At 59.1% G+C, this 15,705-nt stretch carries 7 protein-coding genes; 4 read left to right on the top strand and 3 right to left on the bottom strand.

Annotated features, from left to right (window positions below; translation table 11 throughout):
• Positions 1–97: 97 nt before the first annotated feature.
• From CA51_RS14035 to miaA, 3 genes are all read right to left on the bottom strand, one after another.
• Complete coding sequence (locus CA51_RS14035; RefSeq protein ID WP_145121594.1) at positions 98–7,612, bottom strand: DUF2341 domain-containing protein; 7,515 nt, start codon at positions 7,610–7,612, stop codon at positions 98–100.
• A gap of 209 nt (positions 7,613–7,821) precedes the next feature.
• Positions 7,822–8,568 (bottom strand): MBL fold metallo-hydrolase, encoded by a 747-nt coding sequence (locus CA51_RS14030; protein ID WP_197451181.1) that lies wholly within the window; start codon positions 8,566–8,568, stop codon positions 7,822–7,824.
• Between the two features lie 120 nt (positions 8,569–8,688).
• Positions 8,689–9,660, bottom strand: a complete 972-nt coding sequence (gene miaA, locus CA51_RS14025) for a tRNA (adenosine(37)-N6)-dimethylallyltransferase MiaA (RefSeq protein WP_145121590.1) — start codon at positions 9,658–9,660, stop codon at positions 8,689–8,691.
• 299 nt (positions 9,661–9,959) lie between these two features.
• On the opposite strand from miaA, the gene CA51_RS14020 reads away from it, so the two are divergent.
• The 4 genes from CA51_RS14020 to CA51_RS14005 all read left to right on the top strand — a co-directional run bounded on the left by CA51_RS14020 (position 9,960) and on the right by CA51_RS14005 (position 15,666).
• On the top strand, positions 9,960–10,313 hold the full coding sequence (locus CA51_RS14020; protein ID WP_145121588.1) for a phosphoribosyl-ATP diphosphatase: 354 nt from the start codon (positions 9,960–9,962) through the stop codon (positions 10,311–10,313).
• Between the two features lie 85 nt (positions 10,314–10,398).
• Positions 10,399–11,259, top strand: coding sequence for an ATP phosphoribosyltransferase (gene hisG, locus CA51_RS14015; RefSeq protein WP_145121586.1), 861 nt, complete (start codon positions 10,399–10,401; stop codon positions 11,257–11,259).
• A 178-nt stretch (positions 11,260–11,437) separates the two neighbouring features.
• Positions 11,438–12,814 (top strand): argininosuccinate lyase, encoded by a 1,377-nt coding sequence (gene argH / locus CA51_RS14010; protein WP_145121584.1) that lies wholly within the window; start codon positions 11,438–11,440, stop codon positions 12,812–12,814.
• A gap of 332 nt (positions 12,815–13,146) precedes the next feature.
• The gene (locus CA51_RS14005; RefSeq protein WP_145121582.1) at positions 13,147–15,666 is read left to right on the top strand and encodes a hypothetical protein; all 2,520 of its coding nucleotides are present in this window, start codon (positions 13,147–13,149) and stop codon (positions 15,664–15,666) included.
• Positions 15,667–15,705 lie beyond the last annotated feature (39 nt).

Below are 15,705 nucleotides of genomic sequence, written 5' to 3'. Positions count from 1 at the left end.
TCGGCGGCGCGGGCGAAATAGGGTTTCGTTCGACAAACGGCTTGAAAATTTGCAGGAAGTTCATTGGCTCGCATCTCGCGACGGCGGATCGCGACAGCTAGCCGACGGCGGTTTCGTCGAGGATTTGTTTCTCCCGCGTAATAATCTCTTGGATAGTTTCCGCGTTCCCTTCGTGACTCATTCCTGAGATCACAACCAACGGGTCGAACGATCGCCAGATAGGCATGTTGGCCAACAAGCCGGTCAAAATAAATCCGCTCCGCATCACCCAAGTGATGTAGCCCAGGGCGAAGCTGGATCCGGTGATGCCGACTGTCGTGACGGTGATCGCGTTGCCGTACAACTGGCCATCGATCTGGCTGCGAAACGCATCCATCTCCTGCCACGCGGTGCCGGGGTGGGCGATCAGTTCGTAGACCGCGGTGTTGTGTGAGTCGTCGTTCCGATTGGCTTGCGAGTCGTTGGCGGCAGCTTTCTCGACATCGCGGTGCAAGGTGATCGTTTGCCGCTGGACCTGCGGCGTCCACGTGAACTGTTCGTCGTCGCCGACGAGTATCCCCAAGCCCAGGACCGCACCGTCATCGTCGTCGGATTCCGACGGTTCGACCAGAATGTCGATCGCCGCTGCCTCGTTCTGCTGTGGTGGTGGGGCGTCGTCGGTTTGCGACGACGAGTTGCCGGCGGCGAGCGCCGATTCAACGATGTTGATCGATTCGGAGACGGGATCGGATTCGCTCAACGCGCTGCTGGAACTGTCGATTGCCGACGTACCGGCTTCACCAACGGCGACGTTTCCGCCGGAGAGGTTGGCGGCGGCGATGATCAACAGCACCTCGGTCGGTTCGGATACTTCGGATCCATCGACAGCGACGTAGGTGAAGCGATCGACGCCGGCAAATTCCAGGTCGGGTTGGTAAGAGAAGGTTCCGTCTGGCAGCAGCGTCAGAGTGCCGTTGCTAGGCCCGTCGATCAAGGTGGCGGTCAACGAATCGCCGTCGACGTCGAGATCGTTCAACAGAACGCCTTGCCCGGTCAACGATTCCCCGGCGATAACTTCGAAGGTGTCGTTCTGGCCAACCGGAGCGTCGTTAACCGATGTGACGGCGATGTTCCTCGCAACGATCTGGCTCTGGGCGTTGCCGTCGTCGACTTGTACCGCCAGTACTCGCGGTGCCGTCGAAGGGGATTCGCTGAGATTTTGATAGTGGATCGATTCGATTGCGGTTTGGTAGTTTTCTCGCGTGTCGGTTCCGGTTAGCGTTAGAGTCGATGTCGCTTCGTCCCAACTGCCGTGGATCGTGGCGGTGTCAGAGAATTGCAGTTTGTCTTCGCCCGCTGCGTAGCCGCTGGAGAACCAGATCCGAGCCGACTGTAGCGTCGTGCCGTCGACGTCGGACAAGGTGATGTTTTGGATCAGCTGCGTTGGTCCTTGGTTCTCGACGTACCCGATCTGCGAGGTGGTCATATTCAGCGAGGGTGCATCGTTGCTGCCATGCACGATGATCGTCACCACCGCCGATGCGAGGCCGCCGTCGCCGTCATCGATCGTGTAGGTGAATGTCCCGACATATTGCTCGCCCTGGCCGAGCGATTCGAGTTGTCCGTTTGGGTCGTATTCAAAGCTGCCGTCGCCGCGATGAGTCAAGCTGCCCAGCAGCCCCGATGCATCGAATGAAACGATAGTGACAGCATCCAACGCGTTCGGATCGCTGTCGTTTGACAACACGTTGCCGGTGACAAAGGCAGTCCCTTCGTCGGTTGTGAACGCAATCCCCGCGTCGTTGACGGCGACTGGGATCGCATTGTTGACGATCAGCGTCGCGTGAGCGGTTGCTGTCAGCCCCGCGGCGTCGGTCACTTGTAGGCCGATCGTGTAGCTGCCGTTGTTGCTGATTCCATGAGACCGCAACGTATCCCAGTCGACGTTGGCTTGGCTGCCGACCGCTTCGCCGACTTCGCCATAGATCCCGTCGCCGTCGAGATCCCACGCGAAGGAGACGATCGGATTGTCGATATCGGCCGATGGCGAACCGTCCAACAACAGGCTCGAACCCTCTTGGATCGTATACGTTCCGCCAGCGTAGGCGGTTGGTGCATCGTTGACCGGCGTGATCGTTAGCCGCACGGTTCCGACGGTGCTGACGCCGCTGGCATCGGTCAGCGTGTAGGTGAACGAATCGGCAGTCGTCTCGCTGCCATCGTGGAGATAGCTGAACGATCCGTCGGCGGCCAAGTTGAACGATGCGGCGTTGGCCGGTCCATCCAACAGGCTGATTTGTAACACTTGTCCCTCGGGATCGCGATCGTTCGCGAGCAGACCGCCAGGGCCCGTTTCCACCGGCCCCGCGTTCACAAACAGGCCGAGCCCCTGCAGTCGTTCCGCGTTGATCTGGTCGGCGGTTCGTGTCTGATCGGAGATCCTCAGCTCATCGATCAAGCCATCGAAAGCGCGGGACGTGTCCTGAGCATAGTTGCCGACGGTCATGTCGATCGCAGCATCCGAGCGAGCGGTTCCCGAAGCCGTTCGAGTCTCGTTCAGGTTTTGCAAAACCCCGTCGATGTAAATCTGCGGACCGACGGCTGCCGAGTTGGAATCATAAACCAACGCGACGTGATGCCAGGTGTTCAGTTGAATCGACCCGACATCGGTTCGCCATTCCGCTTCGCCCCCGGTAAAGCCTTGGTTGAACAGCAGGAAACCACCAGGTGTTCCTTGATTGCCAACTTCCAATGCCCAACCGTCGCCGTTGCTGCTGCCACCGCCGAAGTGGCTCGACGCTTTGTCGACGATGCGGCCATAGTTGCCTCCGCCCCAATCCTCGGCGTTGATCCAGACACTGATCGTCGCTCCGCCTTCAAAAATATCATCTAACGAACTGGCGGAGCCCAGCGAGACGGTGCTGTTGGTTCCGTTGAACGACGCGGCGGAATCGACGATTCCAGCCGGCGACGCGCTCGCGGTTCCCGAGCCATGGTTTGCGTGGATGCTCGAATCTTGCAGGCTGCCATCCAGATGCAGCACGGCTAGATCTGCCGCGGTCCAAGTATCGCCCGATCGATCGATCGCCGGCGCATCGGGATTATCGTAATACATCCAGATCGAATCGCTGCCGCTGCCAGCATCGATTTGCGGCACGCGAACCCAGACGTAGGAGTAACCCGATTCGTCCCAAGATTGAATCTCGTGCGACAGCAGCGTCCCGTCGCTATCGTAGAACAGCAGGTCTTGGCCTTGATCCTGAGTTGTCGAATAGTCGATCGCGATCGCGTCGGCGGCCGTTGCGTGCAGTTTGACTAGCACCGCAAAATCGGTCAGGTTGCTTCCGCTGGCGGTGTTGTTAAACGTTAACTGCTGACGTTGATGCCAGCTCGCGTTGTGCCAATCGGCGACGACGTCGACGTCCAACGTGCCACCCTCGGACAACGTGTAACTGTCGTCGCCAGCGATCGGTGCCATCGTTGGCGTGACATCGATCCGAACGGTTTCGATTGTTGAAGCGTTGACGCCATCGGAGACGGTGACCCGCAACGTGTAGACCGGTGTCGCGGTTGCATCGAGAGCAGTTTGGTCTTGAACTCTCAGTTCGCCCGTCGTCGCATCCAAGCTGAACGCGTTGCCGATGTTTCCATCGACGATCGTCCAGTTCTGCAGCACGGTTGAGCTGGCATCGAGATCGCTGGCGGTAAGCGTCCCCAGCAGGGTGTTGTTCGGGGCGGCTGCGGTCACGGAGAACTGCTGTCCGGCGGCGATCACCGGCACGTTGTCGTTTGCGTCTTCGATCGCAATGCTGACCGCTTGCACCGCCGACGTGTTGACTCCATCGCTGACGGTCACGCTAAGCGAATATCCGGTTGTCGATTCGAAGTCGAGATTGGTGGTGTTCGCGATCGTGATCCGACCGGTGTTGGCATCGATCGCAAAAATTCCGTCGGCGTTGCCGTCGGTGATCGTCCAATTTTGCAGCGTCGTTCCCGAATCGGGATCGGTGGCGGAGAGGTTGGCGACGGTGGTCCCTGCGGTGGCAAGCTCCGAGACGCCGATCAACGGAGGGTTTGCGATCGTGGGAGCCGTATCGTTGAGGTCGTTAACGGTCACGCGAATCGTGGCAACGTGACTGCCGCCGCTGGAATCGCTCGCCGTCACTTCGACGTCATATTGGTTGTTGCCGCCGGCGTCGGTTGGAGCTTCGGCGTCAGGAGCGGAAACAAACGCGAGCACGCCGGTGTTGGCATCGATCGTGAATCGGCTGCTATCGCTCCCGCCGCTGATGCTGTAAACGACTGGGTCGACCGGATCCGTTGCGGTGACGGTTTGCACTGGCGTTGTGTTCTCGTCGACGCTAACAGCCGTGGGGGATGTGATCGTGGGGGCGATGTTGGCGACGGTCACTGTCGTCGTCGACGTGGAAACGCCTCCCCTGCCATCGGAAACTCGCAGCGCAATCGTGTAGACGCCATCGTTAGCGATGCCCAAGCTTTGCAGGTCGGACCAGGAGAGCGTTGGCGTTGCCGTCTGCAACGCCGTGGTTTCGCCAAACGTTCCATCGTTGTTAAGATCCCAGGCGTACTGCAACGTGTCGAGATCGGCATCGATCGATCCGGAACCGTCGAGCGTCAGCGAATCGCCTTCGTCGATCGTGTAGGGACCGCCGGCGACGGCTGTGGGAGCCGTGTTGGTTTGATCGTTAAACTGGCGAACAAAGACACCCTCGGTATCACCCGGGCCAGCTCCGGTCCAGACCGCGACATAGTTCTTGTCGTCGATCGCCGCTATCGAAACCTGGCTCTGCGTTCCGGCGGTTGTTTGGTTGATCCGGAACTCGCCACCGTTGGCTGTTCCGTCGGCGTTGTATTTCTGGGCGAAGACACCGCTGGAATCGCCGCTGCCTTGTCCCTCCCACGCCACGATAAAGCTGCCGTCGTCGGCGATGTCGACGACCGGCGCCTGCTGTGTTCCGCCAGCTGTTGAATTGACAGTCCTCGTACCGCCAATCGTATTGCCCGCGCTGTCGTATCGCAGCATCTTGATCGTCGTGTCGCTTTCGCTCCACACGACGACCATGCTGCCATCGCTATGGACGGCCAAGTCGGGCATGCCAGCAGAGATTGGGAAACTGTTTTCCGGCGTTAATAGAGCTCCATAAGTCGTGCCGCTGGCGCCATATTTCTGAACGCGGATGTTGCCAAGCTCTTCCCAGGCGACGGCGTATCCCCCCCCATCGAGCATCGCGACATTCGCCTTGGGCGTACCAATCAGCGTCATCCTGGCGACAACGATTTCGGTCGGTCCCTGCTTGGCACCGGAGGCATCAAATTTTTGCGCTACCACGTCCTGACTGAGCACACCAACATCGTTCCAGACGATCACAAAGTCGCCGGTCGCGCGGTCGACCGAAACGATCGGCGCGCGTTGTGAGCGAAGGGTGGATGTGTTGACGAGGATCTCGGTTCCGATCTTGTTGCCAGCGGTGTCGAATCGTTGCGCGTAGATCCCGTCGCCGCTGCCGTCTTGTTCGCTGCTGGTCCAAGTTGCGACAAAATTGCCCGCCGCATCGCTGGCCACGGAAACATCGACTTGGTCGTCGGAGGTTTCGGTATTCAGCAGGAATTCATCGGTCCGCGGCGTTCCATCGGCGGCGTACAGCCGACCGTAGACGCCCCAACCCGATCCGTCTTGGTTGTCGCTCGACCAGACGACGACATAGTTTCCGTTGTCGGCGAGCGCTATCGAATTGACGTTACCACGCGCCTGCCCCGAGGTCTGTTGAGTATCCCCGGTGGTCGTGTTGACGCGTGTTTCGGTTGTGGCCGTAAGTTCTGTGGCGACGCGTTCGACAGCTCCGATATCGGGCGACGCATCGCGGGCAACACCCCGTTGATCGACAGTTGGTGCGCCGGTTGTGGTTCCTGCGTTGATCGCCGCGCTGCTGGCATGCGGCATGTGGGTTGGCGTCGAACCGCCGTAGTTGGCTAGCACCGCCAGTTGCGGATCGACACCCGTGATGTCGCCGCCGAGTCCGGTTGCCGAACCGACGACTTGGATAAGATTGGAACCGTCGCTGATGAAGTCGCCAGCGACATCTTTTTCTCCGGTGAATGTTGTGTTGCCCGCGACGATCGTATTGGAAAGCGTGATCTGTTCGGCAGCGACAAACAGTCCACCGCCATCGTGTGCGTCGTTTGCGGTGATTGTCGCGTTGACGATCTCGATCGCGGTGTCGGTCCACAAACCGCCACCGTCCGCGGTTGCTACGTTTCCACTGATCGTGACGTTTACCAGCGAACCGCCTTCGGCTCCGTGGTAGTAGATCGCCCCACCGTCTTGCGCCGTGTTGTTGGTGAACAACACGCGATTGGCGTTAAACGTTCCGTGCACATGCACGCCGCCGCCGCGGTCGGCGCCGCCATCGTTCCCCTGCACGATCGAGTCGATCAGATTCAGCGTGCTCTCCTGATCGACAAAGATGCCGCCGCCGTTGCTGTCGTTTGCACCGCCTTGGATCGTCACATCGGAGATCGTTGCGACGGTGGTATTTCCGCGAGTATGAAACACGCGATCGATTCCACCGCCATCGATGATCGTCGCGCCAGCTCCCGCTCCGACAATCGTGACCGATTGCTTGATATCCAGATCGCCTTGGTTGGAATCGTTCTCATCGCCGGAGATCGTTAACTGATAGGTACCGGCCGATAATTGGATCGTGTCGCCGCCGGCCCCGGAATTGGTCGCGATGATCGCTTCCCGCAGCGAGGTCAGACCATCGCCGCCATCGATCACGTCGGCGGTGGTATCGACGGTAATGACCGCCAGTTTCCCGAGCCAATTCGCCTGCAGCGATTCGCTGAACGCAACGTCGGTCTGCAGCTGCCCGGTTGTATATTCCAGTTCCCAGTCGGCTCCGTAGGCTGCGTTTCCTGTGTCGTCATCGCTGGCTGCGACATCGCAATTGCAGAGGGCAGCGATTGCGTCGATCATCGCGCGGCCATCGCTGGTCGCCGCCAGATCGCAGCCGTAGATCAGCAGGTCGGCTCCTTCTGCAAGGCTTCCGCTCCACTGAGCGATCTGGCCTGCATAGCCATCCATCGCGTCGATGCCAAGCCACGTCTGGCCGAGCTTGATCTGGCCGTCTTCACCGTGAGAGACGATGTGGATTCCGGCAACGTCGCGGTGGTCGGCCAGGATTTCGCTGATCTGATCGATCCCATCGCGCTCGGCATCGAGAACGAAGACGGCGAATCGAGAGTCATCGCCCGCCAGATCGGACGTCAGCGCGTCGAGATCGGCAACTGCCGAATCGATAAAGACGAGTTGTTTTGCGGTTGTGGATTCGGCGGAATCGCTAGTCGTCGAACCATCGGATTCGCCTGTCGCTTCGGTCTCGAACTGGTGCGCGACCTGCGACGTTTGCAATCCGCTGTCGTCGATCTCCGCCAGTTCAGCAATCGCAGCCATCGGCGTCGCGCTGAACAGCAAGCGGTCTTCGAGCACATCGAGCGACGGTCGTTGGCGATCGACGCGGACCGGATTGGCCAGCGCACCGTGCAGCCGCGTTGCACCTTCATCCAGCAGCAACCACGCGCGATCCAATACCGTGTCGAATCCAAATTTCATGCTGGGTCCCGTATCCCGTCGCTTGTACTTGATCTATTTCTCCGCCAGCGGTCGGATCGACAAAGGAGTGCGATCGACCATAGAAAACCTACGTCAGCCGACTGGCGCGGGCGAAGAAAGGGGCGGATCGTTGAGCAAGCAACGCGCGCAGATATCCCGAGGAAACCGTTCGCGACGATTATGCGAGCTGCTTGATAGGGCGAAGACGACTAAAAGTCGATGACTTGCAGATCTTGAGCGACACCGATCTCGGACAGATAGGGTTTCGCATCGGCGATCCCGACCGGATCGTCGGACGTTTCCAACGGATTCAGGTGGACCAGCCACGTTTGTTTGGCGTAGATCGCAGCCGCCGTTTCCGCGACGCGGCGGGTCGAGCTGTGCCCGGTCTTAATCGCCCATTCATCCTGCGACGTGCGGAAGTTACATTCGTGCAGCAACAGATCGACACCGCGAGCGATCGGCACGTAGTCGGCTTTGGGATCGGCTGTTGTGTCGGTCACATAAGCCATGCTGGCGCTGGGCCAGTCGATTCGAAAGCCGATCGAACCGCCGGGGTGCGGCAGCGCAAAGGGAACCACGTTCGCGTCGTTGTCGAGAGAAAAGGCTTCGCCCGGGACGATTCGGTTCCATTGAACATCCAGCGGAACCGGGAAGATCGATTCGCAAAACAGATGTTTTTTGATCGCCGCCAGCTTGGCTTCATCTCCCCAAACTCGCACGCGCTGCACCGGGTGCTGATACAAAACACTCAGCAGAAACGTCAGCCCACAGATATGGTCCAGATGGGAATGCGACAGCAGAATGTCCAGGTGATCGGTCTGGATCAATGATGGCAGCCGAAACAGACCCGATCCCGCATCGAGGACGATCCCCGATTCAGGCAGGAAATAACAAGAGGTCTGGCGGGTTTCGCTGGGATGGTATCCCGCGGTTCCGAGGCAATGAAGTTTCATACTCGCAGAATACACCATAAAATCCAGCGTGTTGTCATCTGCGAATCGCGGGAATCCCGGTTTTGGTGGGTAATCGACCCCCGTTACTACCGGCTTGGCGGGGTGTGAAAACCACTGCCTCTATGCCGCCGGATCGGGCCGCGACTGTGATTTTTCAATGATCTCCGCCGCGATATCGTCGTGAGTCCGCTCTTCGCTCATCTCAATGAACTCGACTTCCGACATCGACCGCAGCCAGGTTTCCTGTCGGCGAGCCAATTGTCGTGTATGTGCTTTGACTTGTTCGATTGTATCGGCCAGATCGGTTGTACCGTCGAGCAGATCGAAGACCTCCTTGTAACCAACCGCTTGCGCGGCTGTTCGGCTGATCGTTGGGAAATCGCGGCGGATTGCGGCGACTTCATCGACAAGGCCGTCGGCAAACATCTGGTCGACGCGGCGATCGATCCTTTGGTGCAACAGGTTCCGCGGCCAATGCAATGCGTAAACGTTGGCTTGGTCGGCCGAATGCGAAGCTTCAAACTGCACCTGCCGATGGCTGATCGGTTGCCCAGTCAACATCGCAACTTCCAATGCGCGGATCATCCGGCGGGTATCGTTGGGATGCAATTGATGAGCCGACAGCGGATCGACTTGTTCCAAACGCTTGCGGAGCGCGTCGACACCGTGCTCTTTCAGATCGGCTTCGATCGATTTGCGGAACTCCCAATCGGCGGGCGGTCCGGCGTCGAAGCCTCTTAGGCACGCCTTCAGGTACAGCGGCGTGCCGCCCACAAATAGCGGCAGTTTGCCGGCGGCGACGATTTTGTCGACAGCCGCGTGCGCCGCAGTCAGGTATTGCGCGGCGCTAAACTCGGCGTCCGGATCGACTTGGTCCAACAGATGATGGACTGTCTGTTGTTGCTGCTCGGCCGAAGGCTTCGCGGTCCCCAAGTCCATTCGGCGGTAGACCGTCATCGAATCGAGCGAGAGGATCTCGAGCTCCAGTTTCGCGGCCAGCGAGTCCGCGACTGTAGATTTTCCAGAAGCGGTAGGACCGGTCAGAAACCAGGCGCGGTGAGTCAGTGAGGGGAATGTCGTCGAGTCGCCCATCGGTGGGGTAGTTCGGTTCCAAAATGATTGTGACGAAAGATCGCCGCAGCGAATTCGGCCATGATCCTAAACCTTGCAGCCCCGACCGAACAGACGGTTCAGAACGCATCGCCTGCAATTTGTCGAGCGATTGTGCCGCCGGCCGCCGCCGAAATGCGACGCCAGCGGTGTTTGGCCTAGGAATGCCCCCTGCCAAAAAATGCCCGAATGGTCGATATTGGCACCTCGTATCGATTGCTCGCCAATCATAGTGGGCATTCCCCGATCGCCTCCCTCGATACCCGTTGGCAAACTTAAAGATGAGCGAAGCACTGACGATCCTGAACCGATTGATGGAAACGATCCAAGACCGCGCCAGCCAGCGGCCCGAGGGATCGTACACGACGAAGTTGATCGAAGGTGGAGCCCCGCGGATCGGCAAGAAGGTGATCGAGGAAGCGGCCGAGGTTGTCGAAGCGGCGGCCGAAAGCGGCGAAGAGGGAAAGCAGCATTTCACTTACGAAGTCGGCGACTTGCTCTATCATGTGATGGTCATGATGGCATGGCGCGGGGTCACGTTGGACGACGTGGCTGCCGAATTGGGACGCCGCGAAGGGATCGGCGGACTTGTCGAAAAGGCGCAACGCTCTCAATCGACCGACGACACCAAATAGAATCCTTCCTGGGCCGCACAAATCAGGGCGGCGGCGGCGGGCGAACCTACCCCACTTTTTTAGCGACTAGCGACGAGAACTAGCCATGGGCACCAACAACAATCTACGAATCGGGCTCCCCAGCAAAGGGCGATTAAGCGACCTAGCGGGCGATCTGCTGAAACAGGCGGGGCTGCGGTTTCGCCGCCAGAATCGCAGCCTGTTCGCGCGGGTCAGCGACCTGCCAGTCGATCTGATCTTCCTGCGAACCGACGATATTCCCACGCTTTGCGCCGAAGGGGCGATCGACATGGGGATCACCGGCAGCGATCTGGTCGACGAAGCGGGAGCCGATGTGTCGGTCAGGATGCCTCTGGGCGTTGGCCGCTGCCGGTTGGCGATCTGCGCTCCCGAGGACTCGCCCGCTCAGAGCGGCAAGGATCTTGCGGGCGCCCGGATCGCAACCAGCTTCCCGAACATCTCGGCGAAACACCTGGCTCAATACGGCGTCACGCCTCATGTGGTGAACCTGTCGGGATCGGTCGAAGTGATGATCTCGTTGGGAATCGCCGATGCGATCGTCGACCTCGTGGAAACCGGCAGCACGCTGGCGGCTAACAAACTGCGGATTCTCGAAGAGATCGACACCTACGAGACGGTCTTGATTCAAAACGGCAAGTGCCGCGATACCGTGACGGCGGAACGAATTGTTCGCCGCTTGGAAGGTGTTGTGATCGCACGCGACTTCTCGCTGTTGGAATTCAATATTCCCAAGTCGGCGTTGGCGGCCGCTGAAAAGATCACTCCCGGTTTTAAGTCTCCAACGATCAATTCGTTGGAGGATCAAGAATGGTGTGCCGTCCGCGTGATGGTCAAACGCAGCGAAGTGATCAGCGCGATGGAACAGCTCGAATCGGTGGGCGCATCGGCGATCATGGAAACCGAAATCACCAATTGCCGGCTGTAACCAGTTCGGTGTACACCGGCACTCACAAATACAGTGAACCAGCCTTTGACGGGTTGGTTCGGAATCGTTTGCGATCCCGTTGGCTACGTTACCAGCGGCTTCGCAACACTCAACGCAAACGAGGATGTTTGCGTTCTTGCTTGCCCACCCAATGAATAGGTTTTAGGAGAATTTCATTTTGGCTAGCCCTTCACGAAGCGGCGTTTTCGACGCAGCATCGGACTCTCGTTTGGAACAGTTTTGCGAAAGTATCAGCTTCGACCGTCGGTTGTACGAAGTCGATATCGAAGGTTCATCGGCGCATGCGGAAATGCTCGCCGTGCAAGGTTTGATCTCGGGCAAAGAATGCGATCAGATCCTCGAAGCCTTAGCGGCTATCCGTGTCGAATTGGATGAGGACACGCTGCCGATGCGGACGGAATTGGAAGACGTTCACATGCACGTCGAACAAGCGTTGATCGATCGCTTGGGCGATGTTGGTCGCAAGCTGCACACGGCGCGCAGCCGCAACGACCAGGTCTCGACCGACTTCCGTCTGTGGATCCGCGGCCAATTGGATTTGGTCGACGGCCTGTTGGCTGACCTGCAACGGGCGTTCCTGGGCCGCTGCGAAGGCGACTTCGATGTGGTCCTGCCGGCGTACACTCACCTGCAACGAGCGCAACCGGTTTTGGCGAGCCATTATTGGTTGGCGTACATCGAAAAACTGGCTCGCGATCGCCAGCGGATCGCCGATTGCCGAAGCCGTGTGAACATCTGCAGCTTGGGTGTCGCAGCGGTTGCCGGTACGTCGATGGATATCGATCGCAAGTTGACAGCCGAAAAGCTGGGCTTCGACGATGTTACCCGCAACAGCTTGGACACCTCCAGCGACCGCGACTTTGTCGTCGAAGCAGCGTTTGTGCTGACGATGATCGCACAGCACTTGAGCGGTTGGTCCGAGGAGTGGATCTTGTGGAGCACCGAGGAATTTGGGTTCCTGAAGATTCCGCATGCCTTCTGCACCGGCAGCAGCATCATGCCGCAAAAGGTCAATCCCGACGTGCTCGAACTGACCCGTGGCAAGACGGCTCGCGTGGTCGGCAATCTGCAGACGCTGCTGGTTCTGATCAAGGGACTGCCGTTGGCGTACAACCGCGATCTGCAAGAGGACAAACCGCCGTTGTTCGATTCGTTCGACACCGTGATCGCGTGTCTGCAGTTGGCGATTCCGATCGTCTCGGGCAGCACCTTGCAGCGCGATCGGATCGCATCGCGACTGGAGCACGGGTATTTGGACGCCACGACGCTGATGGAATACCTGATGAAGAAGGGCCTGCCACAGCGGACCGCTCATCATCTGGTCGGTTCGTTGGTAGGCGAGGCGATGAAGCGCAAGATCCCGCTGTCGGAGATGCCTTTGGACGCGATGATCGAAGCTGGCGTGTCGGTCGACAATTCGATCTTCGACGTCTTGGGGACCGCCAACGCCGTCCGCGCCTACGTCAGCTTTGGCTCTTCGGCTCCCGAACAGGTCCGCCAACAGATGCAGTACTGGAAGACATTGCTCTCGTAGTTCTGCGTCGATACTTAAGTTTTGGGTAGTGGGAGAGGTTACAAGTCCTTTCGCGCCAGAGATCATGGGGACTCGTGAGCTCGTCCACTACCATCAGTCCAGATTTCCAATTTTGACAAACCACTAGCGGCAGCCGGCTGATTTTTTATCGGCCACTAAACTGGCGGGGCGTGCTTGTCCAAACGTGGTCTTTTGTGGGCCGCGATCGATAGGGTCGCGCCGGAAACGCCGATTATTTCGCGATGCCGGCGAGGGCCAAAAAACGGTTAGGGAATCTGCTGGAAAAGGGACTAGAATACAAGCAAATCTTTCTACCAAAGGTCTGCCTTGTCATGAAGCGTCATTTTTTGATCCTCGCGTTGGTCGGGATTTCTGTAGCCCCGCCACTTATCTACGCGCAAGATCCGTTTGCCACGCCAGCCGGTGCGGGCGATCCCTTTGGCGGTGCAGGAGCGTTTGGCGAGGCACCGATGCCGGCGGGCGACGCTCCATTTGGCCAACCCACCGCCGCTTCGGATGGCTCGGGCGGCGTGGAGATCGAGCCGCTGCCGGATCCCTTGGTGGTCGAACTGCAGCGGTATTCTCAGGGGAACGATGAGAAGCTGGCGTTGGCGATTCGTAGCGCCGTGCAGATCTCCGACTGGAAACAGGCGGCTGCGTTTCTCGACATTCTGGCCGCGAAAACACTCTCCGATGCGCAGTCTGCTGCGATCGCCAGCACGATCCGTCCCAATTATCTGCTGCGGATTCAACAGCATCCCGAACTCAGCGATGCGCAGCGCGAAGCCGTTGGCAAATTGATCCAAGGGGCGAAGAAGTTCGCCGAAGACCGCGATCGAATCCGGCAACAGATCGCTCGCCTGGGCAGCAACAGCGAAGGGGAGCGGTTGGATGCGCTCAGCAACCTCCGCCGCGGTGGGCTCGCCGCCGTCGCCGAACTCGCCGCGGCATACGTCGCCGACAAACCGGTAGCTCCGCGGGCGACAGTGATCGACGTGCTCAGCCGGTTCGAAGAGGAAGCGCCGATCGCGCTGCGTCAGTATGCGTTGTACGGCGCTCCAACAGCTCGTGGTCGCGCGTTGCAGGCGTTGGTTGCGATCGACCTTGCTGGTTCGATGCCCGATTTTGTTTCAGCTTATCATTCCGCCGACGCCAGCGATGACGAGCGCGCTGCCGCGACCAAAGGCTTCGCCGCCGCTGGGCTCCGTGGCGTGCCGAGCGCTCGCGAAGCGGAGATCTACCTGAGTGGTCGTGTCGAAAGGACTGCGGATTTTTCCAGCCGAGCCACCAGCGACGGCTTGATGCAACGCGTTTGGCGGTTGGACGACGACCAAAAGACTTTGCAGTGGCAAGAAGTTCCTCGGCGGGTTGCACTTGCCCGCGATGCTGCCGACGCGGCGATCCGTTACCGGCGCTTGCAGGCTTCGTCGCCAGAAACGGCGATCACCGCGGAATTGGCTGACCTCAGCTACCGCATGATGGTCGATTCGAATTACGGTTCGGCCGCTGATTTTAAAGCGAGGTTTGGCGCGGCCGAAGCGACCGATGAACAGATCGAACAGCTGCAAAAGACGCTTGCGGCGGCGAACCAGCGACGCAACGAATATGCTGCGATCGCAGCGATTCGGTTGCTGAAACAGGCTGCCACCCAGCGGTTGGTGTTGTCCAATGGCGCGACGCCAACGCTGCTTGTCGAGATGGCGCTGCATCCCTCGCCACGAGTCCGTTACGAAGCGGCGCTTGCGGCGGCGGAAATCGATTATCGCAGCGGCTACTCCGGCAGCAGCGACCTGCTGCATCGCTGGTTGGAGATGTCGGCGCTACAGCGTCGCCCGACCGCTTTGATTCTCGAAGCGCGACGGCATTTGACTCGCGATAAACTCAGCTGGCTCGAATCGCTCGGCTACGACGTCGAGGTCGTCGGCTCGGTTGCCGATCTGCTGCGGCGGATCGAGATGGGCGGCGATATTCAACTGCTGGTGGCGACCAGCCAACCGTACGATCGTTCGATTATCGAGACGGTCGACCTCGTTCGGCGGCGGCCCTTGGGTGGCGAGTTTCCGATTTTGATCTACTGCCAACCTGGGAAAACGCTCTGGGACGAAGACCTCCGCGAACCTATTTTGGATCGTTCTGGAAAAATTATTGTCGACGTTGCAGGCTCTGAAAGCGCGATCGCGACTGCGGAAGAGCCAAGCGAAAACGGGCGGCCAAAGCCTCGTAGAACCGAGATCGAGGCAGACAATTCGCTTGGGCAACGCTTCAAGGATCTGCGAGCGTTGTACGCGGTACAGGAAGAACGCAATCGGATCGCTCAAAATCTGGGCTCTCGCTGGCCCGCTCCGCTAGCTGTAGTGGACGAAATTATCTCACCACAGGGATTGGCTCAAATGATCGGCGATCTGAAGCAAAGTTTGCCGATGCCTGAGCTGACGACCGACGAACGCAACCGATATCGCGACGCGGCGCTGGTCGCATTGGAGCGTGTGGCCAATCCCGACGAGCCCAACAACCCCTACGACATCAGGTCTCATGAGCAAGAACTTACCAGCGCGATCCAGGCAGGGGGCTTCAGTACTGCGGGATTGACGTTATTGTCAACGTTAGGAACGCCGAACTCGCAGCTAACGCTTGCGAACTTGGTCGATTCGATGGTCCTGCCGTTAAGCATCCGACAAGCCGCTGCCGAAGCGTTTAAGTCGTCGGTGCTGCGGTTCGGAACTCGCATCGATCGCGATTCGGTTGCCCGCCAGTACGAACGTTACAATGCAGCGGCCGACGATTCGCATCGGGCTGCAATAGGTGTCATTTTGGATGCGATGGAACAGCGAGCCAATGCAACTTCTCGCTGAGCTGCGCTGTTGACCGATTTTCACTGTAAGCTAACCTCT

Source organism: Rosistilla oblonga, from assembly GCF_007751715.1.
Taxonomy (GTDB): Bacteria; Planctomycetota; Planctomycetia; order Pirellulales; family Pirellulaceae; genus Rosistilla; species Rosistilla oblonga.
This window is presented reverse-complemented; position numbering and strand designations above follow the sequence as displayed.